Here is a 23,594-nt window from a genome sequence, read left to right as displayed (position 1 = left end):
CAGACCGGCGGAGGCTATCGTGTTGACGTGAACATATCCAGAAGCGGCCGCGGGCCCTCGATGGCCGACGTCGCCAGGGAAGCCGGCGTGTCCGGCCAGACCGTCTCCCGCGTCGCGAACGGCAGGTCGAACGTCGACGAGGCGACGCGCGAGCGAGTGCTCGCCGCCATGCGCCGGGTGGGCTACCGGCCCAACAGCGCCGCCCGCGCGCTGCGCAACGGCCGCTTCCGCAGTATCGGCGTGATCATCTCCGCGCTCTCGACGTTCGGCAACAGCCGGACCCTCGACGCCGTCGCCTCCGCCGCGGCCCGCGAAGGGTTCTCGATCGTCCTCATGCCGGTGTCCAGGCCGTCCCAAGGCGAGGTGTCGGGGGCCTTCAGCAGGCTGGACGAACAGGCCGTCGACGGCGTCATCATCCTGATCGAGCAACACGAACTGGACCAGAGCGAGATCGAACTGCCCCACGGGCTCCCGGTCGTCGTCATCGACGCGGGCGGGCGGCGCGACCATCCCGTGGTCGACTTCGACCAGGCCTCCGGCGCCATCGCCGCGACCAGGCATCTCCTCGACCTCGGCCACGAGACCGTCTGGCACGTGGCCGGGCCGCCCGAGTCCTACGCGGCCGAACGCCGCCGGAAATCGTGGCAGGAGACGCTCGAAGACGCGGGGCGGGAGGTGCCGCCGCCGCTCACCGGCGACTGGTCTTCGCGCTCCGGGTACGAACACGGCGTCCGGCTGGCGGGCGATCCCACGGTCACCGCCGTCTTCGTCGCCAACGACCAGATGGCGCTCGGGCTGCTGCGAGCGCTCCATGAGAAGGGCCGGTCCGTTCCGGGCGAGGTGAGCGTCGTCGGCTTCGACGACATGGACGAGGCCGCCCACTTCTGGCCGCCGCTCACCACGGTCCGGCAGTCGTTCGACGAGGTCGGGAAGCGGGCCGTCGCGGCACTTCTGGCCGGGATGTCCGAGGAGGGGGCGGCGGAGGCGATCAGCGTCCCGACCGAACTCGTCGTCCGCTCCAGCACCGCGCCCCCGGCTCGCGGCCAGGGCTGAAAGGGCCCTTCCCCGCATGCGATGCGGGGAAAGCGCCCTTCGCCGCGTGTAACGAGGGGAAAGTCCCCTTCAGCTCTCGAGCGCACCGGCCGCCGCACCGGTGATGTTGCGGACCATGCCGCCGAAGACGACACCGTGGAACGGCGCGATCCCCTTCCAGTACGCGTGCCCGGCAAGCCCGTGCGGCTCGAACACCGCGCGCTGCCGGTAGATCGTCCGGCCGTCCTCATCGGACTCGACACCGAGTTCGAGCCAGGCGCGCCCCGGCAGCTTCATCTCCGCCCGCAACCGCAGCAGCCGCGGCCGGTCGAGGTATTCGACGCGCCACCAGTCCAGCGCCTCGCCGAGATGCAGGCGTCGCGGATCCCGTCTGCCGCGCCGCAACCCGACGCCGCCGACGAGCCGGTCGGCCCAGCCGCGGACCGACCAGGCCAGCGGGAACGAATACCACCCGTGCTCCCCGCCGATGGACTCGATGACGTCCCACAGCGCCTCCGGTGAGGCGTCCGTCCGCTGCTCGCGCTTGTCCTCGTAGACGGTCCCGCCCGCCCAGTCCGGATCGCTCGGCAGCGGATCCGAGGGAGCCGCGTCGACCGACGCGTCCGACCAGCGGGTCGGCACGTCGGCGTTGCGGATCCGGGACAGCGCCAGTTCGACGGCGTGCTCGTAGTGCGTCAGCCCCGCCTCCGGGTCGGGGATGTGCTCGGCGATCGCGTGGTCGTGACAGACGACCTCGTGCACCAGCGATTCGATCAGCGGCACCGCGATCGCCTTCGGCACCGGCGTGACCAGGTTGACCCACTGCGCGGACAACCACGGCGTCAGCACGGGCACGGGTACGACGGCACGCCGCGGCAGGCCCGCCACGACGGCATAGCGGCGCATCATGTCCAGATAGGTCAGCACGTCGGGCCCGCCGATGTCGAAGGCACCGTTCACTTCGGACGGCAGTTCCGCGGCGTGCACGAGGTAGTGCAGCACGTCCCGGATCGCGACCGGCTGGATGCGGTTGCGCACCCAGCGCGGGGTGACCATCGCCGGCAGCCGCTCCGTCAGGTAGCGCAGCATCTCGAAACTCGCCGAGCCGGAACCGATGATCACCGCGGCCTGCAGGACGATCGCGGGCACCCCGGAGTCCAGCAGGACCCGGCCCACTTCGGCGCGCGACGCCAGATGCGGCGACAACTCCTCGTCGTCCGGCACGATGCCGCCCAGGTACACCAGCCGCCGCGCGCCCGCAGTCTTCGCCGCCTCGGCGACCGTCTTCGCCCCTTCGCGGTCGACGTCGACGAAGTCCTTGCGCGACAACGAATGCACGAGGTAGTAGACGACCTCGCAGCCGGTCAGCGCCGTCTCGATCGAGGACGGATCCGTGACGTCGCCGCGTTCGACCTCGACACGGTCACGCCACGGCTCCTCGGCGACCTTCTCCGGCGAACGGGCCACGACGCGGACCTCGTGACCCGCTTCGAGCAGCTGGGGAACCAGCCGTCCGCCGACATAGCCCGTCGCTCCGAGCACCACACATCGCATGGTCCCGAGTGTTCACGGTGCCAGGCGGCCGCGCACTTCGACGGTGGCGGCGATCGTGCTCCGGAGGAACCGGACGACCGTCCGCCGCTCGTCCTCCTCCATCTCCCGCCACGCCTCGGCGTAGCGCTCGCCGAGGGGCAGGAAGAACTCGGCGCCGATCTCGCGCGCCTTCTCGTGCATCCGCAACTCGACCTTGCGCCGGTCGGTCGCGCTCCGGTCCCGGTGGAGATGCCCGGCCCGCTCCAGCCGGTCCAGCACCGCCGTCGTCGCCGACGCGCTCAGGTGCAACGCGTTCGCGAGCGCGCTCGGGCTCATCGGGGTCCCCATCCTGGCGGCGTCCATGATCACCGCGAGCGCGTTGAGGTCGGTCCGGTGCAGGCCGTGTGCCTCTCCGAACATTTCCGCGAACCGGTCCGACTCGACGGTCAACTGCCGCAACAGGAGAACGAGCAGATCGTCCGTGACCGGCTCGACGTCCTCAGCCATGTCGGGTAACTCCCCTCACGTTGCCCCGTCCGGGTGACCACTCTACTATTTCGATGGTCGAACTATTCACTCGTCGAAGTAGCGCTGTCACGGGAGCCATCGGTCCATGATCTCGGAAGTCGAACGCCGCGCCCGCACGCGGTCACGTCTGCGATGGCTGCTCCCGGCCCTGGTGGCGGTCGCCTGGCTGATCTTCGGTGGTCTCAGCGGCCCGTACGCGGGCAAGCTCAGCGAGGTCACGGAGAACGACAGCAGCGGTTTCCTGCCGGCGTCGGCCGAAGCGACCGAGGTGGGCGAGCTCCAGAAACAGTTCTCCAGCGCCGCCGTCATCCCGGCGATCGTCGTCGCCGAGCGGCCGTCGGGCCTGACCGAGAGCGACAAGCGGTTCCTCGCCGACCGCACGGCGAACGCGCGGCTCGTCCCGGCTCCGCAGAGCGACGCGGGCGCGCAGGTGGTCGTGCTCCTGGACGCCACGAGCGACCCCGGTGACGGTGTCGAGGCTCTGCGAGAGTCGCTCGCCCGTGACACCCCGGACGGGTTGAAGGTGCTCGTGACCGGCCCCGCCGCCCAGGTCGCCGACCTCAAGGAGGCGTTCGGCGGGATCGACGGGCTGCTGCTCCTGGTCGCGGGCGCGGTGGTCGCGGTCATCCTGATCATCGTCTACCGGAGCCCCCTCCTCCCCCTGCTCGTCCTGTTGTCGGCGGTGTTCGCGCTGGGCACGGCGAGTCTCGCGGTGTACCTGCTCGCGGATCACGACGTGCTGGCCCTGAACGGGCAGAGCCAGGGAATCCTGTTCATCCTCGTCTTCGGCGCCGCCACCGACTACGCGCTCCTGATGATCTCGCGCCATCGCGAAGAGCTCCGGACCAGCGACGACGCCCGCACCGCGCTCCGCACGGCCTGGCGCTCGACCATCGAGCCGATCGCCGCCTCCGCCGGGACCGTGATCCTCGGCGTGCTGTGCCTGCTGTTCAGCGATCTGAACTCCAACAAGGGGCTCGGCCCGGTCGCCGCCATCGGCATCGGCGCAGCCTTCCTCACCACCATCACGTTCCTGCCCGCCGTCCTGGCTTTGTGCGGGCGCAACGCCTTCTGGCCCTTCCGCCCGGCGGTGGCCCCGCCCCGCGAGGAGACCGGCGGGCTTTGGGCACGCGTGTCGGGCCTGGTCGCCCGCGCGCCGCGGACGATCTGGATCGTCACGACCGTCGTCCTGCTCGCGGGCGGCGCGTTCCTCCCCCAGCTCAAGGCCTCCGGCACCGCGCAGTCCGACGTCTTCCTCACGCCGGTCGATTCCGTCGCGGGACAGGAAGTCCTCTCGCGCTACTTCCCCGGCGGCTCCGGCTCGCCCACGGTGATCATCACCCCCGCCGGTCAGGCTCCGGCCGTCACCGCGCTGGCGCGTGTCCCCGGCGTCTCGGACGTCCGCCAAAGCGGCGAAGCGGGCGGACTCGCGAAGATCGACGCCGTCCTCGCCGATCCCCCGGACTCCGACGCGGCCGTCGCGACGGTGCAACGGATCCGCGACGCCGTCCACACCTTCGACGGCACCAAGGTCGGCGGGCCGACGGCCACCCTGCTCGACACGAGGGAGACCTCCGAACACGACCGGATGGTGATCATCCCGATCGTCCTGGTCGTGATCTTCCTCGTGCTCGCGCTGCTCCTGCGGTCACTGCTGGCGCCGCTGCTGCTGATCGGCACGGTGGTGCTGTCCTTCGCCGCGACGATGGGGGTCTCGGCGCTGGTGTTCAACCACGTCTTCGACTTCCCCGGCGCCGACCCGGTCGTCCCGCTGTTCGGCTTCGTCTTCCTCGTCGCGCTGGGGATCGACTACAACATCTTCCTGATGACGAGGGTCCGCGAAGAGGCGGGCAGGATCGGCACGCGGGACGGGACCCTGCGCGGCCTGCGCGTCACCGGCGGCGTGATCACGTCCGCGGGTGTCGTGCTCGCCGCGACCTTCGCCGCTCTCGCCGTCCTGCCCATCCTTTTCCTGGCGCAGCTGGCTTTCATCGTCGCGTTCGGCGTCCTGCTCGATACGCTCCTGGTGCGCTCGCTGCTGGTACCGGCGCTGGCGGTGGACGCCGGACGGAAGATCTGGTGGCCGTCGAAACTGGCGAAGACCGGCCGGGAATGAACGCGGCGATCGCCAGCGCGAAGAGCGCGGTCGCCGAGCCGAGCCCCATGATCAGCCGGAAACCGCCCTGGGACGGGACCTGCACCGGCCCGAAAGAGACGGTCAGCTGCGCCAGGATCACCCCGCGACGGCGCTGGAGATCGACGTGCCGATCGCGCGCATCAGGGTGTTGAGGCTGTTCGCGGCCGCCGTCTCCGACACCGGGACGGCGCCCATGATGAGCGCGGGCATCGCGCCGTAGGCGAGCCCGATGCCGGCGCCGATCGTGGCGGACACCAGCACGAGATGCCACACGCTCGCCATCAGGACGGTGCCGAGGCCATAGCCCGCGGCGACGACGAGAGCGCCGAGCATCAGCGTCGCCTTGGGTCCGCGGGCCTTCGTGAGCCGCGCGGACAGCGGGGCGGTCAGCATCATCACCACACCGGACGGCACCAGCACCAGCCCGGTGACCAGCATGGTCTGCCCGAGCCCGTAGCCGGTCGCCGCCGGGAGCTGGAGGATCTGCGGCAGCACCAGCGACTGCGCGAACATCGCGAACGCGAACACGATCGACGTCAGGTTCGTCAGCAGGACCTGCCGCCGGACGGTCGTCCGCAGATCCACCAGCGGACGGGCCGTGCGCAGTTCCCAACCACCCCACAGCAGCAGGACGAGCGCGGCGGCCGCGAACAGACCCAGCGTCCGCCCGCTCGCCCAGCCCCACCGCGCCCCTTGGGAAATCGCCAGCAGAAGACAGACCAGCGCGGCCGAAAGCCCTACCGCGCCGACGAGGTCGAACCGGCCACCGGTGCGGACGTTCGATTCGGGGACGAACGCCGGCACGAGCGCGGTCACGACGACACCGAGCCCGGCCGCCGTCCAGAACAGCAGATGCCAGTCGGCGTTCTCGGCGAGCAGCGCCGCCGCGGGCAGGCCGAGCGCGCCGCCGACGCCGAGTGAGGCGCTCATCGTCGCCGTCGCCGAAGCGAGCCTTTCGGCCGGGAGTTCGTCGCGCATGATGCTGATCCCGAGCGGGATCACCCCGGCCGCGAAACCCTGCAGGACCCGGCCGGCGACCATCGGCGCCAGCGTGTCGCTGAGCCCGGCGACGATCGAGCCGGCGATCAGCATGCCGAGGCTGAGCAGCAGCATCCGCCGCTTCCCGTACATGTCGCCGAGCCTGCCGACGACCGGCGTCGCGACGGCGCTCGCCAGCAGCGTCGCCGTGATCACCCAGACCGCGTCGGCGGGCGACGCGTCCAGGAGTTCCGGCAGCTTCGGGATCAGGGGGATGACCAGGGTCTGCATCAGCGAGACCACGATCCCGCCCAGCGCTAACACCACCACGATCGGCTGAGGACGTGGCACGGGCTGAGTCATTCAAGGCCTCCGAGGGGGATCGGGCGAAGAACACCAACTTAAGTCAGTTGATTGACTTATGCCAACAACCCGGGCACTGTGTGCATCACCGAACCCCGCCACGCTGAAGGAGCTTTCGATGACGGAGCGTCCGCCGAGCTTCCCGTTCCCGACCGAGGCCGCCCTGGCGCCGCCCGCCGAATGGGCCGAGTTCCGCGCGAAATGCCCGGTCGCCAAGGTCACCCTCGCGAGCGGCGACGAGGCGACGCTGATCACCCGCTACGCGGACGTCAAAAGCGTCCTTTCCGACCCCCGGTTCACCAGGCCGACCCCCGCCGACAACGCGGCGCGGGTCGCGGACACCGAATCGGGCGGGGTCTTCAACAGCGAGATGGCGGGCGTGATCCCGCAGCACGGCGAGGCGCACCTGAAGTGGCGCCGGATGCTCGGGAAGTGGTTCACCGCCAAGCGGATGAACGCGCTGCGGCCGCGGATGGAGGCGATGGCCGTCCAGCTGATCGACGAAATGGTCGCGAAGGGCGAGCCCGCGGACCTCAAGGCGAGCTTGGCCTTCCCGCTCCCGGTGTGGGTCATCTGCGACATGCTCGGCGTCCCGGACAGCGACCGGGAACGCTTCGCCCACTGGTCCGACGTCATGCTCAGCATGACCCGTTACACCCAGGCCGAATTCGACGTCGCACAGGCGGAATTCGGCCGGTACATGGGCGAGCACATCGCGGCGAAGCGGGCCGAGCCCGGCGAAGACATCCTCAGCGCGCTCATCACCGACACCGATGTCGACGGTGAGCGCTGGTCCGACGCGCTGCTCGTCGCGACCGGCATCGGGCTGCTCATCGCCGGGCACGAGACCACCGCGAACATGATCGCGAAGATGGTCGCGATGCTGCTGGAGGACCGGAGCCGCTGGGAAGCGCTGCTCGCGGACAGGTCGCTGATCCGCACCGCCGTCGAGGAGTCCCTGCGCATGGACGCCAACGCGGGGATCGGCATGTCGCGCTACCTCACGGAGGATTTCGAGGTCGGCGGCACGACCCTGCCGGCGGGCACCACCGCGATGTGCAGCATGGCCGCGGCGAACCGCGACGAGAGCGCGTTCGAAGCCGCCGCCGACATGACGCTCGACCGGAGCCCGAACCCGCATCTGGCGTTCGGCGCCGGCGCGCACGCGTGCCTGGGGCAGCCGCTCGCCCGGACCGAACTCCAGGTCGTCCTCGGTGTCCTGCTGGACAAACTGCCCGCCCTGGAGCTCGCCGTCACCGCGGCGGAGCTGCGCAAGGTCGAAGGGCTCGCCGTCGGCGGACTGCGGGAACTGCCCGTGCGATGGTGATGCCCATGACGAGTGAGATCACCGGCGCCCGCGCCGAACGGGCGCAAGCGACGCGGGAACTGATCCTGACCGCGGCGGAGCGGCTGTTCGCCGAACACGGCGTCTTCGCCGTGTCCAACCGCCAGGTCAGCGAAGCGGCGGGACAGGGCAACAACACCGCGGTCGGCTACCACTTCGGCACCAAGGCCGATCTGGTGCGCGCGATCGCCCGCCGTCATGCGGGGCCGATCGAAGAGATCCGCCGCCGGATGCTCGCCGATGTCGGTGACAGCACGGACCTGCGGGCCTGGATCGGCTGCCTGGTCGCCCCGGTGGCCGAGCATCTGGCCACGCTCGGCAGCCCGACCTGGTTCGCGCGGTTCGGCGCGCAGGTGATGACCGACCCCGCGCTCCGCCCGATCATGGTCGAGGAATCCCTGACCTCGCCGTCACTGGTGCGGATCGTCGAAGGGCTCCATCGCTGCCTGCCCGATCTGCCCGCCGACGTCCGCGCCGAACGCGGCGACATGGCCCGCCAGCTGCTGGTCCACATGGTCGCCGAACGCGAACGCGCCCTCGCCGAGGGCACCCCCACCCCCCGGTCCACCTGGCAGGACGCCGCGACCGGGCTCATCGACGCACTCGCCGGGATCTGGCTGGCACCGGTCACTCCCGGCCCGGACGAAGGAAAAGGACCATGAAGATCACCGTCGACCAGGACAAATGCTGCGGCGCCGGAACCTGCGTGCTGCTCGCCCCCGACGTCTTCGACCAGCGCGAGGAAGACGGCATCGTGCTTCTGCTCCAGGAGTCGCCCGGCCAGGACTCGCACGACATCGTCCGCGAAGCCGCCGACGTCTGCCCCGGCGCCGCCATCACGGTGAGCGAGTGACCCTGCTCGTGGTCGGCGCCTCCGCCGGCGGCCTCGCCACGGTGGAGGCCTTGCGCCGCAAGGGTTACGCGGACCGCATCACGGTGTTGGGCGCCGAACCGCATCTCCCCTACGACCGGCCTCCCCTGTCCAAACAGGTCCTTTCCGGACAGTGGGAACCGGCACGAACCCAGCTCCGCCCCGCCGACCGTTTGTCCACATTGGATACCGAGTTCCTGCTCGGCGACTCGGCCGTCGCGCTGGACGTCCGGGAACGGACCGTGCACACCGCCTCGGGACGCACACTGACCGCCGACGACGTCGTGCTCGCCACCGGACTGCGACCACGCACCTTCCCGGACCAGAGCGGCCTCGACGGTGTCCACGTTCTCCGCACCCTCGACGACGCGCTGGCCTTGCGGGCGGACCTGCTGTCCTGTTCGCGGGCGGTCGTCGTCGGCGACGGCGTCCTCGGTACCGAAATCGCCGCCGTCGCCGCCGGGATGGGCGTCCCGGTCACCCTCGCGGGCCCGCAACCGGCGCCACTGGCCGCACAGTTCGGCCCGACCGTCGCCGGGCTGCTGGCGGAGCTGCACGAATCCCGCGGCGTGTCCCTGCGGCTCGGCGCGGCGGTCACCGGACTGGATTCGCTCGATGGGCGCGTCACCGGTGTACGACTGGAAACCGGCGAGGTGCTCCCCGCGGACGTCGTCGTGGTGGCGTTCGGCGCCGCCCCGGCGACGGACTGGCTCGAAGGCAGCGGGCTGGCGCCGGCGAACGGCGTCGTCTGCGATTCCCGATGCCGCGCGGCGGACGGGATCTACGCCGTGGGCGACGTGGCCCGCTGGCATCACGAAGCACTCGACGTGACCTTGCGGCTGGAGAACCGGACCAACGCCACCGAGCAGGCCGCCCACGTCGCGACGGTCATCCTCGGCGAGGACCGGCCCTACCTCCCGGTCCCCTACTTCTGGACCGACCAGTTCGACACCAAGATCCACGTGCACGGAACCCTTTTCCCGGACGCCGAAGTGTCCTTTGTGGAGGGCTCACTCGCCGATCGCCGCTTCGTCGCCGAATACCGGCGAAACGGCGTGGTGACCGGTGTCCTCGGCTGGAACATGCCCAAACAAGCCCGCCTGCGCCGCCCGGGCGTTCTCGTTGGAGGAAAGCCTTGACCACCACACCTTCCTTTCCCGCCGCCAGGGCGACTGGCTGCCCGTTCGACCCGCCGCCCGCCATCCGGTCGCTGCAGGAGGAAACCCCGCTCGCGCGGGTCCGGCTGTGGGACGACAGCACGCCGTGGCTCGCGACCCGGTACGCCGACCAGCGGAAACTGCTCTCGGATCCCCGCATCAGCGCCGACATCACCCGGCCCGGCTATCCGAGCCCGACACCACTGCGAGGTGGCTCCATCAGTTTCATCCTGATGGACGACCCCGAACACGCCCGGCTGCGCCGGATGGTGACCGCGCCGTTCACCATCAAACGCGTGGAGGCCATGCGGCCCGGCGTGCAGAAGATCGTGGACGACCTGATCGACGAGATGCTGGCCGGGCCGAACCCCGCCGACCTCGTCACGGCGTTCGCGCTTCCCGTGCCCTCCCTGGTGATCTGTCAGTTGCTGGGTGTCCCTTACGCGGATCACGAGTTCTTCCAGGACAACAGCAACGTCCTGATCAACCGTGAGACCGGCCCCGAGGCGAAAGCCGCCGCGGGTGCCGCGCTGGGCGAGTACCTCGGCGAGCTGATCGGCGAAAAGCTCCGGAAGCCCGGCGACGATCTCCTGTCCGGCCTCACCGAGCGCATCCGCGCCGGTGAACTGACCCGGGAGGAAGCGGCCCAGATGGGCGTTCTGATGCTGATCGCCGGGCACGAGACGACGGCCAACATGATCGCGCTCGGCACGCTGGCGTTGCTCGAACACCCGGATCAGCTCGCTCTCCTTCGCGAGACCGAAGACCCGAAGCTGGTCGCCTCCGCCGTCGAAGAACTGCTGCGCTACCTGCACATCACGCACAACGGACGCCGCCGGGTCGCGCTCGAGGACATCGAGATCGCGGGCCAGGTCATCCGGGCGGGCGAGGGCATCATCCTCGCCAACGACATCGGCAACCGCGATCCCGACGTCTTCCCCGACCCCGACCGGCTCGACCTCCGCCGCGACTCCCGCCGTCACGTGGCCTTCGGTTTCGGCGTGCACCAATGCCTCGGCCAGCCGCTCGCCCGGATGGAACTGCAGGTCGTCTACGGCACGCTGTACCGGCGCGTCCCCACGCTCCGGCTCGCGGCCGACCTGTCGGAGATCGACTTCAAGCACGACGGTTCCGTCTACGGGGTGTACGCACTGCCCGTAACCTGGTGACCATGAGCGCTGAGCAGGACGCCATCGACGAACGGATCCAGGAGGCCGCCGAAAGCGGTGACCTGGCCGAACTCCGGCGGCTGGCCGACGGCGGCAGCAGCGACGCAGCAGACCAGCTGATCGAAACGGCGACCGAACTGGGCGCGCTGGACGAACTGCGGCGGCTGGCCGCGGCTGGGAACCAGGACGCCGCGGATCAGCTGGCCGAACTCACCGAGGAGTAGCGTCCCGCATCGCCGGGATCAGCACCGGAAGCGCGGCCAGGAGCGCGACGCCGCGCACGAGGCCCGCGACGGGATAGGGAACGCGAAGCCCGAACCTGTGCGCGAGCAGCCCGCCCGCCAGCGCGCCGAGCGGCATCAGTCCCCAGCCGAGCAGCCGGTAGACGCTGTTGACCCGGCCGAGCAGAGTCGACGGCACCTCCTGTTGCCGGACGCCGACGGTGACGACGTTCCAGATGGTCGTCACGAAACTGCTCACCGCGAAGAGCCCGCCGAGGACGACGACGTTCGGGCTGAACCCCATTCCGACGAAAACGGTGGCGTTCACGGCGAGCGAGACGAGGAGCGCGCGGAGGTCGCCGAGCCAGGCGACCAGCCGCGTGATCACCAACCCGCCCACGACGCCTCCGATCGCCGCACCGGCGAGCAGCAGACCGAACACCCCCGCGCCGAGATGCAGCACGTCGGTCACGAACAGGACGAGCGTCGCGTTCCCGAGCTGACCGCAGAAGGTGTTGATGCCCAGCAGCAACGCGAGAGCACGAAGCAGGCGGTGCCTCATCAGCCACCGGACCCCGTCGAGGACCTTCACGCTTTCCGCCCGGCCGCGTCGTCCGGGCAGCTTCGCCAGAAGTACCGCGGCGAGGACGAACGACGCGGCGTCGACGGCGAACGGCAACGTCCAGGCGAGTGCGAAGAAGAGGCTGCCGAGAGGCGGGCCCAGGAACTGCCTGCCCACGATCATCGCCACCTGCTGTCCGCCGTTCGCGCGGTGCAGCAAGCCCTTCGGGACGAGATCAGGGACCGCCGTTTGCGCCGCGTTGTCGTAGAAGACGTCGCACGCGCCCAGCGCGAACGCGAGCAGGACGAGCACGGGCGCACTGATCATCCCCGCCGCCACGAGCGCCGCGAGGACGCCGACGATCAGGGCCTGGAGCGCCTGCGTTCGCCACATGAGGGTCGTCCGGTCGACCCTGTCGACGACGGAGCCGGCGGGGAGCGACAGCAGAAGCCACGGCAGATAGGTCGCGGCGGAGACCAGGGCGACGTCTCTGGGGTCGTGGCTCACCGTCACCGCCAGCAAGGGCAGCGCCGCCGTGAAGACGCCGTTGCCGAGGCTGTCGATCCCGGTGGCCCACCACAGCCGCCGATAGGCGCGAGGCAGAGTGCGCATGATCGGATCGTGGCGAGGTCCGGCGTTCCGGGGACACCATTTAGCTCGTGCCTACATACTCGGGCGATGCCGATGACCATCGAAGTCGGTGTCGCCGAACTGGCCGCGACCCGGTTCGCGATCTCGCCACTGTCCGAGACCGTGGCCGGTCTGCAGCAACTCGCCGGGATCGACCGGAACGCGGTCAACCTGCCCTGGCTGCGGTGGGCGCGCGAAGAACTCGATCGCGAGCCACTCGACCTTTCGCGTACCTGGCCGTTGGTCGTGACCGGCAGGCTCGGCTGGCCGGAGTTCCTCGTCCCGGCCCCGCGAAACTCTGGTGACTCCCTCGAAAACGACCTCGATGCCCTGCAACGGACCCCTGAAGACCGAGTCAGGGCGAGCCTCGGCCGGATCTTCGGCGCGACGCCTCCGCCCGCTGTCGTGGCCCTCGCCGCCGACCCCGCGTCCGGACTGCGGGAGGTCGCCGACGAACTGCGTGCCGCCCACGACCGCCTTGTCGCACCGCATTGGCCGAGGATCCGGGCGGTGCTGGACGCGGACGTCGGGTATCACGCCCGGGCGCTGACCGCGGGCGGTGCCGAGCGGCTGTTCGCGGACCTGCATCCGGATCTGCGCTGGCACGACGACCGGGTGATCCTGGCCGGCGAGCGGTGGCGCGATCAGCATCGCGTCGTCACCCGGGGGCCGGGTGGGCTCGTGCTGATGCCGGTCGTCCTCGGGTCGCCGTATGTCCTCGTCAAGGAGAACACGTCGACCCAGACCACGATCCGCTATCCGGCAAGGGGAACCGGCACCCTGTGGGCCGCCGGAACCCGGGCACCCGGGTCCGCCACAATACGGCTGCTGGGCCGGATGCGAGCCACTCTCCTGACGGCGCTGTCCTCCCCCGCGACCACGACCGACCTGGCGCGCGTCTTGGGCGTGACACCGAGCGCCGTTTCCCAGCACCTCAAGGTCCTGCGGGACAGCGGACTCGTCACGCGCGAACGCTCCGGCCGCACCGTCCTCTATCTGACGACGCCGCTCGGTGAACGCCTGCTCTGACAGTCAGAGGTCGATCAGCTCGACGGTCACTTTCGCCACATCACCTTCCTCGATTCCCTCGGCCTTGCGGACCGCTTTCTTGACCGGCAACACGTAGGCACCCTGTTTGGCGTCCGGGAAGATCGACGTCTTCCACTTGCTGCCGCCGATACCGACCTGGACCCGGACCGCGCCGAACCCGCGACGCGGCCCGTCGGTGATCTCGCGGATCTCCTCGGAGATGTCCTGCGGCAGGCTGACGAAGGTCCAGGTCTCCCCTCGGCGGGCGTCCCAGACCCAGAGCTCGGCATCGAACACGACGATCATCGGTGAAGCGTCGCATACGGGACCGACAATTCCGGGCTGCCCGGCTCGCCTCGATGCCTCGGAGGCGCCGACATCGGCTGTGCGGGGAGGATTCCGGACGTTCACTGTCCGAAATCTTCCCCACTCGACGTGTCGGCCGCCAGGCTTGGGCGACCTGACCATGATCGACGGAGGATCGGGGACGTTGAGTGTCCCCGATCCTCCGTCGATCATGGTCCGCACTGGGTCACCTCGGTTCGGTACGTGCCGTAGGCAAAACCACGGCCCCGCTACCGTGGCCGAGTGGACGTCGTCGTGATCTTCGGACGCGGTTCGTCGAGCTGTACGCCGATCTCGACGAGCGCCTCGAACGGAACACCACCGAGCTCCGCCTCGACCGCAAACCCAGCAAGCGCGACCTCGGCTTCTCCCGTGCCAATCTGCTCGAACTCAACCGCGACTACGTCATGAACACCGACGGCGCGCGGCGCGCCCACGCCGAGGACCTGATCGAGCGCCACGATCACGTGCGTATCGACAACACCCGCTCGACCCCGGCGGAGACCGCGGCCCTAATTCTCCGCAGGATGCCGCAGTGACCGGGTCGTCGTCGCGCCGAGCACGCGTGAAGCCATCCACGCCAGGGCGTCGGCCGTGCGCGCCGGGGTGTCCGACGGCTGCATGATGTGGCTCAGCACGGTCCGGACCACGACGTCGATCGCCACATCCAGCTGCGCGGCGTCCAGCGACGGACCGTAGGCGCGGACACGGCCGCGCAGCATGACGGTCGCTTCGCTCAGCAGGCTCCCGGCCCGCACCGTCAGCAGCGGCAGCAGCTCGGTGTCGGCGCCGTGCGTGGCCGAGACGATGGCGCGCAGCAGAAGGTTGTCGTCGGCGAGTTCGAGGACACCGCGGACGGCGTCGTGGATCGCCTCGACGAGATCTTCGGGGTGCCGCTCGAACGCTTCCCGGACCACCGACAGGAACCGGGCGAGTTCGTGCGAGATCATCGCTTCGGCCAGCTGGGTCTTCGAGCCGAGTTCGTTGTAGACGGTCTGGCGGCTGACGCCGACGATCTCCGCGAGTTTGCTCATCGTCACCGAGGCCCAGCCGGAACGCACGGTCAGCTCGATCGCCGACGCGACGATCGGTTGACGGTACGGACCGCCCGTGACCGGTGCCTCACTCATGATCGTCATTCTAAGCTGTGCCTTTCCCAGCGCGCTTTCGGCTTTAAGCCAGCCATGTCAGCGGCAAACGTCCGCCGATCCGAGGCCTCCGGCCGAAAAAGACGCGCGCGCGTGCCGTCACCGCCGTCGTCGGCCTTCGCTCGGAAGACACCTTCTAAGCCGCCGTTCCCGCCGCGAACGCCAGCGCCTCCGGCCACGGCGCCCGCCCGGCGATATGCCGACGGTACTTCATGATCTCGCGCGGCCGGTCGACGGTCAGCGCCCCGACGATCCGGTCCCCGCGCCGGTACAGCGCGGTGAAACCACCGGACTCCGGGACGGCGGCCACCACCTCGTCGGCGCGCGGGGTGCCGACGAACTGGATCCGGTGGTCGTACCAGTCCGACCAGAAATACGGCACCGGGGACAGCGCCTTCGCCGCTTCCGGCGCGAGCGCGTGACGAGCGGCCGCGGCACCCTGCTCCGCGGCGTTCGTCCAGTGCTCCAGCCGCATCGGCTCGCCGTCGAACAACGGGTTCGCGGCATGGGCGACGTCCCCGGCGGCGTACACGCCGGGGACCCCGGTCGCGAGCGTGGCGTCGCACATCACGCCGCCGTCGAGCTCGTGCAAAGGCACCCCGCTCCCGGCCAGCCACCCGGTGGCCGGGACGACGCCGATGCCGGCGACCACCAGATCCGCGGGCAGCACCTCGCCGGTCGAAAGCCGGACGCCGGTCACCACACCGCCTTCGGACTCCAGGCCGGTGACCGTGGTGGACAACCTCAGTTCCGTACCCGCCTCCCGGTGCAGCGCGGCGCACACCGCACCGGCCTCCGCGCCGACGGACCGGACGAGCGGGACGTCGAGCGCCTCGACGATCGTCGCGGGCAGCCCGCGCTTCCGTGCCGCGGCGGCGACCTCGGAACCGATGAAACCCGCCCCGACCACGACCGTGCGCGCCCCGCCGTCGAGCGCCGCGCGGACCGCCAGCGCGTCCTCGGCGGTCCTCAACGTGTGGACCCCGGCGATCCCTTCGCTTCCGGGCAGCCGCCGCGCGGTGGCGCCGGTCGCGATCACCAGCGCCTCGTAAGGCACCGTCGTCCCCGCCACCGACACCTCGCGGGCGGTGGTGTCGAGCCCGTCCGCCGGGGCGCCGAGCATCAGCTCGACGCCGAACTCGTCGCGCAACGCGTCCTCGCCGTGGAACGGCTCGACCTTGCCTGCGCCTTCCGCGTCGAGGAACGACTTCGACAGCGGGAGCCGGTCGTAGGGCGGGTGCTCCTCCGCGCCGATCAGCACGATCCGCCCTCGGTATCCGGTTCGGCGTGCCGCCTCGACCGCGCGCAACCCGGCCAGCGACGCTCCCACGACGACCAGTGTCATGTTCAGTCCCGCAGCTTCAGGGCGAGGACAGGGCAGGCGTCGACGGCGGCCGACAGGTCCTGGCGATGTTCCTCACCGGGCCGCTCGTCGAGCACCACGACCGTGCCGTCGTCCCCCACCTCGAAGAAGTCGGGCGCCATCGCTTCGCACATGCCCAGGCCGTCGCATTTCGCGCGGTCCGCCTCGATCTTCATCATGCGCCGACCCTTCCCGGTGCCACGAAATCGACCTTCTCCCGCACCCCGCAGTCCGGGCAGCACCACGAATCCGGGATCGCCGACCACGGGGTCCCGGCGGGGAAGCCCTCCCGCGGGTCGCCGAGTTTCTCGTCGTACACGTAGCCGCAGCCGGGGCACATCCCGCCCTCGGTGGCGTCGCCGTGCGTGTCGGCGACGTGCCGGGACGGCGCGGTGACCCGCGTTCCGTACCGCGCCAGCACCTTGGCCCGCTTCGACGGCTGGATGTTGGCGCGCGAGATGTCGCCGTCGAAATGCGCGAGCACCCGCGGATCCATCACGCGCCGCCACACCGGTGGGACCAGCGCCAGCACGATCATCCCGGCGTAGCCCGTCGGGAGCACCGGCGATTCCGCGAAATCGCGCAGCGTCTGGTAGCGGCGGGTCGGGTTGGCGTGGTGATCGCTATGCCGCTGCAGGTGGTAGAGCAGCACGTTGGTGGCGATGTTGTTGGAGTTCCAGCTGTGGCTGGGGTCCACGCGTTCGTACCGGCGGCGGTTCGGCTGGCCGACCATCTGCCGCCGCATCCCGTAGTGCTCCATGTAGTTCACGACCTCCAGCAACGAGAACCCGACCACCGCCTGGATCACCAGGTACGGCAGGATCCCCGGCCCCAGCCACACGGTCATCGCCGCCCACAGCACCGCCGACATCAGCCAGGCGTTGAGCACGTCGTTGCCGATCCGGAACGGATGCCGGTCGCGCCGGGCGTAGCGCTTGCGCTCCAGGCCCCACGCGGATTTCAGCGAGCCGAACACGGTGCGCGGCCAGAACCGGTAGAAGCTCTCCCCCACCCGGCTGCTGGCCGGATCCTCGGGAGTGGCCACCCGGACGTGATGGCCGCGGTTGTGCTCGATGTAGAAGTGGCCGTAGAAGCTCTGTGCCAGCGCGATCTTCGACAGCCAGCGCTCGTGGCTCTCCTTCTTGTGCCCGAGTTCGTGCGCGGTGTTGATGCCGATCCCGCCGATGCAGCCGATCGAGATCGCCAGGCCGACCTTGTCCATGACCGACAGGTCGCCGCGGGCGATCAGCCAGAACGCCACCACGAAACCCGCGTACTGGATGGGCAGGAACGCGAAGGTGATCCACCGGTAGTAGCGATCCTGCTCCAGCCGTTCGATCACGTCGTCGGGCGGATTGCTGCGGTCCAGCCCGGCCACCAGGTCGATCAGCGGCACGATCACCAGGATCACGATCGGCCCGATCCAGAACCACACGCCCCAGCCGGTGGCCGCGTGCAGGCCGATGGCCAGGAACGCGAGCGAAGGCACCACCAGGCCGATCAGCCACAGATACCGCTTGCCGTCGGTCCAGCGTTCGGTCGAGCCCGCCGGGATCGTGCCCGTCATCTCGCTCATCGCACCCTCCTCCATTGGCTGGGTTTACAAAACCATAGGTCCTGTACACCCAGTTTGACAAGAGGACATCTTTTGTAAATCCAACGTTGCTTCATTTCGTGAGAATCTGGCGATATCTTGTATTTGTAAGGAAACTTACTTAACTTATGACGACACGCCGCGACCCACTTCGTCCGCCCGAAGGAGCGCGAATGCCCCGATCACCTCGCCGGATCCGACCCGCCGCCGTGGCCGCCGTCGCCGCGGCCCTGCTGGTCCTGCCCGCCACCGCCGCCACCGCGACCACGACGGCGAACAGCCCGTGGCCGGGCGGTTCGGACGTCGCGAACGCCGACGGTTCGAACGTCCTCGGCGGCAACATGAGCGGCCTGTCGTTCGGCGGCCCGGACGTCCTCTGGGCGGTCAAGAACGGCCCCGGCACGCTGTACCGCCTCGTGCGCAACGGGTCGAAATGGCAGCCGGACACCGCCAACGGCTGGTCGTCGGGCAAGCAACTGCGCTACCGCAGCGGCAAGGGCGACCCCGACGCCGAAGCAGTCGTGGCCACCCCGGACGGCGTGGTCGCGGCCACCGAGCGCGACGGCGACAACAGCAAGACGAGCGCGCTCAAGGTGCTCCGGTACGACGTCGCCGGCACGGCCAAGACCCTCACCGCGAAGGCCGAATGGGATCTGACGGCGGACCTGCCGAAGGTATCGGCGAACGACGGCCTCGAAGCCGTGTCGTGGATCCCGGACAGCGCCCTCACCGCCAAGGGGTTCGTGGACCAGCGCACGAAGGCGCCGTACAACCCGAGCAGCTACCCCGGCCACGGCACCGGCCTCTACCTCGTGGGCCTCGAAAGCAACGGCATGATCTACGCCTACGCGCTCGACCAGGCGGGCGGGAAGTACACCCGGGTCGCGAGTTTCGCGAGCGGGCTCGCCTCGATCATGGAACTCGAGTACGAGGCTTCGACCGGCAAGCTGTGGGCGGTCTGCGACGACAACTGCGGCGGCGACTCGACGACGCTGGCCGTCGACGCGCAGGGCAAGTTCGCCGTCACGGCCACGTACGACCGTCCCGGCGGAATGCCGGACTACAACAACGAAGGTTTCGCGATCTCGGCCACGTGTACCTCCGGGACCAAGCAGGTGGTCTGGGCCGACGACGGGAACGACGGCGGCCACGCGCTCCGCGCCGGCACCCTCTCCTGCGGCTGAAGGGGGCTCGACATGAAATTCGCCCCCATCGCAATTCTTCCGGCCCTGCTTTTGCCCCTGCTCCTTCCGTCCGCCGCGCTCGCGGGCGACGGCTGGGAATCCATCGGCACGGGCATGACCTCCGGCGCCAGCGGGATCGCCGTCCTCGACCGGGACGACGGCAGGATCGACGCACTTGTCCTACGAGACAACAAGAAGCCCGGCGAAAACCGGGCGGTCCGGGTCCGGCTCGATCACGGCAAAGTGTCCAAGGTGGACTCGATCGACTGGCCTGGCGAGCTCCCGGTCGACCTGGAAGCGGCCGAAGCGGTGCCGGGAAAGTCCGGCGAATTCGTCGCGCTGGCCAGCGGCGGCAAGGGCTTTCACTTCACCCTGAAGGACCGGCATCTGAAAGTGCTCGGCACTTTCCAGGTGCCCAAGGGCGACCCGGAAGACAATTACGAGGGTTTCGCACTGAAAAAGGTGAATGACCGATTGTTCGCGGTCTGGGCGGACCGCGGCCAGGACGCCCGGCCGGCCACGCTCTACTCCGCCGAGTTCTCCGTATCGAAGCTGTCCTTCAAGAAGCCGAAGTCGACCCCGTTCCGGGTCCCGTATCCGGCCACGGACGTCCGGCACACCTCGGACGTCGAGATCACCGCGGACGACCGCGTCCTGGTCTCGGCCGCCTCCGATCCCGGCGACGAAGGCCCGTTCGATTCGGCCGTGTACGCGGCGGGTGTGCTCCGCTCCGACGGTTCGATCGCGCTCTCCCCCGCCCCGGTGCGGATCGGCGACTTCCCCGGCCACAAGATCGAGGCCATGACCTGCCTTTCGCGCTCGTGCGGCAGCCTGCTCTACGGCACCGACGACGAGGCCGCGGGCGGTAGGCTCCGGATCGCGACCAGGAACGAGCCGGAGGATCAGTGATCAGCGAAGACCTGCGCGAGCGCCGCCACAAGATCATCGAAGAGCACATGGACACCGAGGTGGCCCACGAGTTCGACCGCACACTGGGCACCTTCAACGGGCACCCGCACTACGAGATCATGGCGACCGGGCAGATCTTCGACGGCGACGAAGAGGTCATGGCGTACTACCGCATGACCCGCACGGCGTTCCCGGACCAGCGGCACGACAACGTCCGCTACCACTTCGCCGACGAGTCGGTCATCGTCGAGTTCGACCTGCTCGGCACCAACCTCGGCGAGTTCTACGGCCGTCCGCCGACCGGCAAGGCGTTCCGGGTGCCGATCATCGCGGTGTTCTTCTTCGACGAGGACCGGATCACCAACGAGCGCATCTACTTCGACGCCGCCAGCCTGATCACCCAGGCCGGGCACGCCGAACTGCTGACCCTGCTGGCGTCCGGCGACGTCTGAAAAAATCCGGGCCCGCCGCGGAAGCGACGGGCCCGGACCTTTCAGACCTGGATCACGCCACGTCGTAGCGGTCGAGGTTCATGACCTTGTCCCACGCGGAGACGAAGTCACGCACGAACTTCTCCTTGGCGTCGTCGCTGGCGTAGACCTCAGCCACCGCGCGAAGCTCGGAGTTCGACCCGAACACGAGGTCGGCCCGGGTACCGGTCCACTTGACCTCGCCGGTCGCGGAGTCCCGGCCTTCGAAGACCTCCGCCTCGGCGGACGTGGCCGTCCACTGCACGCCCATGTCGAGCAGGTTCGCGAAGAAGTCGTTGGTCAGGGCCCCCGGCTTCTCGGTGAACACGCCGTGCTGGGACTGCTGGGCGTTGGCGCCGAGCACACGCAGGCCGCCGACGAGGACGGTCATCTCGGGCGCGGTCAGGTTCAGCAGGTTCGCGCGGTCGATGAGCAGGTATTCCGTCGGGAGACGGTGCCCCTTGCCGCGGTAGTTGCGGAACCCGTCCACGGTCGGCTCGAGCGGCGCGAACGACTCGACGTCGGTCTGCTCCGCCGTCGCGTCGGTGCGGCCCGGCGTGAACGGCACGGTGATCTCGTGGCCACCGTCCTTGGCGGCCCGCTCGACGGCGGCGACGCCACCCAGCACGATCAGGTCGGCGAGCGAGACCTTCTTGCCGCCGGTCTGGGCGCTGTTGAACGCCTCCTGGACACCTTCGAGGGTCCGCAGCACCTGCGACAGCGTCTGCGGGTCGTTGACCTCCCAGTCACGCTGCGGCTCGAGGCGGATGCGGGCACCGTTCGCGCCACCGCGCTTGTCGCTGCCACGGAACGTCGAGGCCGACGCCCACGCGGTGGAGACCAGCTGCGAGACCGACAGGCCCGAAGCGAGCAGCTTCTCCTTGAGGGAGGCGATGTCCGCGTCGTCGATCAGCTCGTGGTCGACGGCGGGCACCGGGTCCTGCCAGATCAGCGTCTCCTGCGGCACCAGCGGGCCGAGGTAGCGCTGGATCGGGCCCATGTCGCGGTGGGTCAGCTTGAACCAGGCACGGGCGAAGGCGTCCGCGAACTGGTCCGGGTTCTCGTAGAACCGGCGCGAGATCTGCTCGTAGACCGGGTCGAAACGCAGCGCCAGGTCGGTGGTGAGCATGCCGGGCGCGCGGTTGAGCTTGCCGTCCTCGGGGTCCGGCACGGTGTTCTTCGCCTTGCCGTCCTTCGGGACCCACTGGTGGGCGCCCGCCGGGCTCTTGGTCAGCTCCCACTCGTACTCGAAGAGGTTGTGGAAGAACCAGTTGCTCCACTGGGTCGGGGTCGGCGTCCAGGTGACCTCCAGGCCACTGGTGATCGCGTCGCGCCCCTTGCCGCTGCCGAAGCTGTTCTTCCAGCCGAGGCCCTGCTCCTCGATCGAAGCGCCCTCGGGCTCGGCCCCGACGTACTTGTCCGGGTCGGCCGCGCCGTGGGTCTTGCCGAAGCTGTGCCCACCGGCGATCAGCGCGACGGTCTCCTCGTCGTTCATCGCCATGCGGCCGAAGGTCTCGCGGATGTCGCGGGCCGCGGCCAGCGGGTCCGGGTTGCCGTTCGGGCCTTCCGGGTTCACGTAGATGAGACCCATCTGCACGGCGGCCAGCGGGCCCTCGAGCTGGCGGTCACCGCTGTAGCGCTCGTCGCCGAGCCACGTGCGCTCGGGACCCCAGTACACGTCCTCGTCCGGCTCCCAGACGTCGGCGCGGCCACCGGCGAAGCCGAAGGTCTTGAAGCCCATGGTCTCCAGCGCGCGGTTGCCGGTGAAGATCATCAGGTCGGCCCACGAGATCTTGCGGCCGTACTTCTTCTTGACCGGCCAGAGCAGGCGGCGCGCCTTGTCGAGGTTGCCGTTGTCCGGCCAGCTGTTGAGCGGGGCGAAGCGCTGCATGCCCGCGCCCGCGCCACCGCGGCCGTCCTCGATGCGGTAGGTGCCGGCGCTGTGCCACGCCATGCGGATCATGAAGCCGCCGTAGTGACCGAAGTCCGCGGGCCACCAGTCCTGCGAAGTCGTCAGGACGGCGTCGACGTCCTTGGCGAGCTCGTCGAGGTCGAGGGTCTTGAACTCGGCCGCGTAGTCGAACCCGGCGTCCATGGGGTCGGAAGCGGCGGAGTGCTTCCGGAGGATCTTCAGGTTGAGCTGGTTCGGCCACCAGTCGCGGTTGCCCGCACCTTCGGTGGGGTGGTTGCGGCGGCCCGACGAGACGGGGCAGCCGCCCGCGCTCTCTTCGTTCATTTCGCCGACGACGGCGTCCGGGCTGTCAGACACGGGAATCCTTCCGGGAATCAGAACTGCAGGGCTCAGGAACGGGGTTCGATCGCACAGTCGGGACACAGGCCCCAGTAGATGACCTCGGCCTCTTCGATCAGGAAGCCTTGGTCGTTCGACGCGGTCAAACAGGGTGCGGGACCGACGGCGCAGTCGACGTCGGCGATGGCACCACAGGTTCGGCACACGACGTGGTGGTGGTTGTCCCCGACCCGGGACTCGTACCGTGCCACGGACCCCGACGGCTGGATCCGCCGTACGAGACCCGCGGCGGTCAGTGCCCGCAACACGTCGTAAATGGCCTGGTGAGAGACCTCGCCGAGCTCCGTGCGCACGGCACCGATGATCGAGTCGGTGTCGGCATGAGGGTGGTCGCGTACCGCTGTCAGCACGGCCACCCTCGGACGCGTCACGCGCAGGGAGGCCCCGCGCAGCATCCGCTCGAACTCCGGGGTCGTGGGCACGGCCGCAGTCTGGCCCATTTTCTGGAATGAATCAAGTTCGCAGGATCCCGGGCGTGTCCCGCCCCCTCCCGCAGCGATCCGCCCTGCACGGAGCCCACCTCGGGACCCTTCCCCGCGTGCTTGCGCACGACACTCGCGTGCTTGGGGCCGTAACTCGCGTGCTTGGGGCCGTAACTCGCGTGCTTGGAGGCGTAACTCACGCGGCCCGTGAGTTACGGCCCCAAGCACGCGAGTTCCGCCTTCAAGCACGCGAGTTCGGGACGGGCGGTCACCCTTGACGCGAAAAGCCGGGG

The 23,594-nt window shown here is 69.6% G+C and carries 23 protein-coding genes and 1 pseudogene; 13 read left to right on the top strand and 11 right to left on the bottom strand.

Features of this window, described 5'->3' with window-relative positions:
- Positions 1-60: 60 nt before the first annotated feature.
- A complete protein-coding gene (locus MJQ72_RS06775; RefSeq protein ID WP_240601269.1) occupies positions 61-1,053 on the top strand; it encodes a LacI family DNA-binding transcriptional regulator in 993 nt (330 codons plus the stop codon).
- Between the two features lie 69 nt (positions 1,054-1,122).
- On the opposite strand, the gene MJQ72_RS06770 is transcribed toward MJQ72_RS06775, so the two are convergent.
- Positions 1,123-2,586, bottom strand: a complete 1,464-nt coding sequence (locus MJQ72_RS06770; RefSeq protein ID WP_240598265.1) for an SDR family oxidoreductase — start codon at positions 2,584-2,586, stop codon at positions 1,123-1,125.
- 12 nt (positions 2,587-2,598) lie between these two features.
- Positions 2,599-3,072: a MarR family winged helix-turn-helix transcriptional regulator gene (locus MJQ72_RS06765; protein ID WP_240598264.1), complete on the bottom strand. Its 474-nt coding sequence runs from the start codon at positions 3,070-3,072 to the stop codon at positions 2,599-2,601.
- 106 nt (positions 3,073-3,178) lie between these two features.
- On the opposite strand from MJQ72_RS06765, the gene MJQ72_RS06760 reads away from it, so the two are divergent.
- Complete coding sequence (locus tag MJQ72_RS06760; RefSeq protein WP_240598263.1) at positions 3,179-5,209, top strand: MMPL family transporter; 2,031 nt, start codon at positions 3,179-3,181, stop codon at positions 5,207-5,209.
- Here the strand turns inward: MJQ72_RS06760 and MJQ72_RS06755 are convergent.
- Positions 5,121-6,571, bottom strand: a pseudogene (locus MJQ72_RS06755) (MFS transporter); the annotation flags it as partial. The gene MJQ72_RS06760 and the pseudogene MJQ72_RS06755 overlap by 89 nt on opposite strands.
- A gap of 118 nt (positions 6,572-6,689) precedes the next feature.
- Between MJQ72_RS06755 and MJQ72_RS06750 the strand changes: the two are divergent.
- The 6 genes from MJQ72_RS06750 to MJQ72_RS06725 are packed head-to-tail and all read left to right on the top strand — an operon-like array spanning position 6,690 to position 11,337.
- Positions 6,690-7,898 (top strand): cytochrome P450, encoded by a 1,209-nt coding sequence (locus tag MJQ72_RS06750; RefSeq protein WP_240598262.1) that lies wholly within the window; start codon positions 6,690-6,692, stop codon positions 7,896-7,898.
- 5 nt (positions 7,899-7,903) lie between these two features.
- The gene (locus tag MJQ72_RS06745) at positions 7,904-8,578 is read left to right on the top strand and encodes a TetR/AcrR family transcriptional regulator (RefSeq protein WP_240598261.1); all 675 of its coding nucleotides are present in this window, start codon (positions 7,904-7,906) and stop codon (positions 8,576-8,578) included.
- A complete protein-coding gene (locus MJQ72_RS06740) occupies positions 8,575-8,769 on the top strand; it encodes a ferredoxin (protein ID WP_240598260.1) in 195 nt (64 codons plus the stop codon). The genes MJQ72_RS06745 and MJQ72_RS06740 overlap by 4 nt, the downstream gene beginning before the upstream one ends.
- The gene (locus tag MJQ72_RS06735; protein ID WP_240598259.1) at positions 8,766-9,926 is read left to right on the top strand and encodes an NAD(P)/FAD-dependent oxidoreductase; all 1,161 of its coding nucleotides are present in this window, start codon (positions 8,766-8,768) and stop codon (positions 9,924-9,926) included. Before MJQ72_RS06740 ends, MJQ72_RS06735 begins: the two co-directional genes overlap by 4 nt.
- Positions 9,923-11,113 (top strand): cytochrome P450, encoded by a 1,191-nt coding sequence (locus tag MJQ72_RS06730; protein ID WP_240598258.1) that lies wholly within the window; start codon positions 9,923-9,925, stop codon positions 11,111-11,113. The genes MJQ72_RS06735 and MJQ72_RS06730 overlap by 4 nt, the downstream gene beginning before the upstream one ends.
- Positions 11,114-11,115: 2 nt before the next feature.
- Positions 11,116-11,337, top strand: coding sequence for a hypothetical protein (locus MJQ72_RS06725; RefSeq protein WP_240598257.1), 222 nt, complete (start codon positions 11,116-11,118; stop codon positions 11,335-11,337).
- On the opposite strand, the gene MJQ72_RS06720 is transcribed toward MJQ72_RS06725, so the two are convergent.
- On the bottom strand, positions 11,324-12,508 hold the full coding sequence (locus MJQ72_RS06720; protein WP_240598256.1) for an MFS transporter: 1,185 nt from the start codon (positions 12,506-12,508) through the stop codon (positions 11,324-11,326). The two genes, MJQ72_RS06725 and MJQ72_RS06720, sit on opposite strands and share 14 nt — an antisense overlap.
- A gap of 66 nt (positions 12,509-12,574) precedes the next feature.
- On the opposite strand from MJQ72_RS06720, the gene MJQ72_RS06715 reads away from it, so the two are divergent.
- The gene (locus MJQ72_RS06715; protein WP_240598255.1) at positions 12,575-13,555 is read left to right on the top strand and encodes a DUF5937 family protein; all 981 of its coding nucleotides are present in this window, start codon (positions 12,575-12,577) and stop codon (positions 13,553-13,555) included.
- Positions 13,556-13,558: 3 nt separating this feature from the next.
- Here the strand turns inward: MJQ72_RS06715 and MJQ72_RS06710 are convergent, their stop codons facing one another.
- Positions 13,559-13,861 (bottom strand): DUF1905 domain-containing protein, encoded by a 303-nt coding sequence (locus tag MJQ72_RS06710; protein ID WP_240598254.1) that lies wholly within the window; start codon positions 13,859-13,861, stop codon positions 13,559-13,561.
- Positions 13,862-14,049: 188 nt separating this feature from the next.
- Here MJQ72_RS06710 and MJQ72_RS06705 point away from each other — a divergent pair, with 188 nt between their 5' ends.
- Entirely contained in the window at positions 14,050-14,439 is a 390-nt protein-coding gene (locus MJQ72_RS06705) for a hypothetical protein (RefSeq protein WP_240598253.1), read from the top strand.
- On the opposite strand, the gene MJQ72_RS06700 is transcribed toward MJQ72_RS06705, so the two are convergent.
- The 4 genes from MJQ72_RS06700 to MJQ72_RS44775 all read right to left on the bottom strand — a co-directional run bounded on the left by MJQ72_RS06700 (position 14,413) and on the right by MJQ72_RS44775 (position 17,987).
- On the bottom strand, positions 14,413-15,039 hold the full coding sequence (locus tag MJQ72_RS06700) for a TetR/AcrR family transcriptional regulator (RefSeq protein ID WP_240598252.1): 627 nt from the start codon (positions 15,037-15,039) through the stop codon (positions 14,413-14,415). The genes MJQ72_RS06705 and MJQ72_RS06700 overlap by 27 nt on opposite strands.
- A gap of 145 nt (positions 15,040-15,184) precedes the next feature.
- Positions 15,185-16,393 carry an NAD(P)/FAD-dependent oxidoreductase gene (locus MJQ72_RS06695; RefSeq protein ID WP_240598251.1) on the bottom strand — a complete coding sequence of 403 codons (1,209 nt, stop codon included), beginning with the start codon at positions 16,391-16,393 and terminating at the stop codon, positions 15,185-15,187.
- 2 nt (positions 16,394-16,395) lie between these two features.
- Positions 16,396-16,590, bottom strand: coding sequence for a ferredoxin (locus tag MJQ72_RS06690; protein WP_007029462.1), 195 nt, complete (start codon positions 16,588-16,590; stop codon positions 16,396-16,398).
- Positions 16,587-17,987: a fatty acid desaturase gene (locus MJQ72_RS44775; protein WP_240598250.1), complete on the bottom strand. Its 1,401-nt coding sequence runs from the start codon at positions 17,985-17,987 to the stop codon at positions 16,587-16,589. The genes MJQ72_RS06690 and MJQ72_RS44775 overlap by 4 nt, the downstream gene beginning before the upstream one ends.
- A 191-nt stretch (positions 17,988-18,178) precedes the next feature.
- Here MJQ72_RS44775 and MJQ72_RS06680 point away from each other — a divergent pair, with 191 nt between their 5' ends.
- Genes MJQ72_RS06680 through MJQ72_RS06670 form a run of 3 tightly spaced genes read left to right on the top strand, consistent with a single transcriptional unit; the run spans position 18,179 to position 20,550 of the window.
- A complete protein-coding gene (locus MJQ72_RS06680; RefSeq protein ID WP_240598249.1) occupies positions 18,179-19,189 on the top strand; it encodes a hypothetical protein in 1,011 nt (336 codons plus the stop codon).
- A 12-nt stretch (positions 19,190-19,201) separates the two neighbouring features.
- Positions 19,202-20,098, top strand: coding sequence for a hypothetical protein (locus MJQ72_RS06675; protein ID WP_240598248.1), 897 nt, complete (start codon positions 19,202-19,204; stop codon positions 20,096-20,098).
- Positions 20,095-20,550: an ester cyclase gene (locus tag MJQ72_RS06670; protein ID WP_073843530.1), complete on the top strand. Its 456-nt coding sequence runs from the start codon at positions 20,095-20,097 to the stop codon at positions 20,548-20,550. The genes MJQ72_RS06675 and MJQ72_RS06670 overlap by 4 nt, the downstream gene beginning before the upstream one ends.
- A 52-nt stretch (positions 20,551-20,602) precedes the next feature.
- Here the strand turns inward: MJQ72_RS06670 and katG are convergent, their stop codons facing one another.
- Both katG and MJQ72_RS06660 read right to left on the bottom strand, forming a co-directional pair.
- Positions 20,603-22,837, bottom strand: a complete 2,235-nt coding sequence (gene katG / locus MJQ72_RS06665) for a catalase/peroxidase HPI (protein ID WP_240598247.1) — start codon at positions 22,835-22,837, stop codon at positions 20,603-20,605.
- A 32-nt stretch (positions 22,838-22,869) separates the two neighbouring features.
- A complete protein-coding gene (locus MJQ72_RS06660; RefSeq protein WP_240598246.1) occupies positions 22,870-23,301 on the bottom strand; it encodes a Fur family transcriptional regulator in 432 nt (143 codons plus the stop codon).
- Positions 23,302-23,594: the final 293 nt, after the last annotated feature.

It is taken from the genome of Amycolatopsis sp. EV170708-02-1, assembly GCF_022479115.1.
Taxonomy (GTDB): domain Bacteria; phylum Actinomycetota; class Actinomycetes; order Mycobacteriales; family Pseudonocardiaceae; genus Amycolatopsis.
Note: the sequence above shows the minus strand (reverse complement) of the source record. Positions and strands in the feature narration are given on the sequence as shown.

Coding starts and splice junctions, on each gene's coding strand:
- MJQ72_RS06775 (WP_240601269.1), top strand. CDS start 61: ATGGCCGACGTCGCCAGGGAAGCCGGCGTGTCCGGCCAGACCGTCTCC.
- MJQ72_RS06770 (WP_240598265.1), bottom strand. CDS start 2,586: ATGCGATGTGTGGTGCTCGGAGCGACGGGCTATGTCGGCGGACGGCTG.
- MJQ72_RS06765 (WP_240598264.1), bottom strand. CDS start 3,072: ATGGCTGAGGACGTCGAGCCGGTCACGGACGATCTGCTCGTTCTCCTG.
- MJQ72_RS06760 (WP_240598263.1), top strand. CDS start 3,179: ATGATCTCGGAAGTCGAACGCCGCGCCCGCACGCGGTCACGTCTGCGA.
- MJQ72_RS06750 (WP_240598262.1), top strand. CDS start 6,690: ATGACGGAGCGTCCGCCGAGCTTCCCGTTCCCGACCGAGGCCGCCCTG.
- MJQ72_RS06745 (WP_240598261.1), top strand. CDS start 7,904: ATGACGAGTGAGATCACCGGCGCCCGCGCCGAACGGGCGCAAGCGACG.
- MJQ72_RS06740 (WP_240598260.1), top strand. CDS start 8,575: ATGAAGATCACCGTCGACCAGGACAAATGCTGCGGCGCCGGAACCTGC.
- MJQ72_RS06725 (WP_240598257.1), top strand. CDS start 11,116: ATGAGCGCTGAGCAGGACGCCATCGACGAACGGATCCAGGAGGCCGCC.
- MJQ72_RS06720 (WP_240598256.1), bottom strand. CDS start 12,508: ATGCGCACTCTGCCTCGCGCCTATCGGCGGCTGTGGTGGGCCACCGGG.
- MJQ72_RS06715 (WP_240598255.1), top strand. CDS start 12,575: ATGCCGATGACCATCGAAGTCGGTGTCGCCGAACTGGCCGCGACCCGG.
- MJQ72_RS06710 (WP_240598254.1), bottom strand. CDS start 13,861: ATGATCGTCGTGTTCGATGCCGAGCTCTGGGTCTGGGACGCCCGCCGA.
- MJQ72_RS06700 (WP_240598252.1), bottom strand. CDS start 15,039: ATGACGATCATGAGTGAGGCACCGGTCACGGGCGGTCCGTACCGTCAA.
- MJQ72_RS06695 (WP_240598251.1), bottom strand. CDS start 16,393: ATGACACTGGTCGTCGTGGGAGCGTCGCTGGCCGGGTTGCGCGCGGTC.
- MJQ72_RS06690 (WP_007029462.1), bottom strand. CDS start 16,590: ATGATGAAGATCGAGGCGGACCGCGCGAAATGCGACGGCCTGGGCATG.
- MJQ72_RS44775 (WP_240598250.1), bottom strand. CDS start 17,987: ATGAGCGAGATGACGGGCACGATCCCGGCGGGCTCGACCGAACGCTGG.
- MJQ72_RS06680 (WP_240598249.1), top strand. CDS start 18,179: ATGCCCCGATCACCTCGCCGGATCCGACCCGCCGCCGTGGCCGCCGTC.
- MJQ72_RS06675 (WP_240598248.1), top strand. CDS start 19,202: ATGAAATTCGCCCCCATCGCAATTCTTCCGGCCCTGCTTTTGCCCCTG.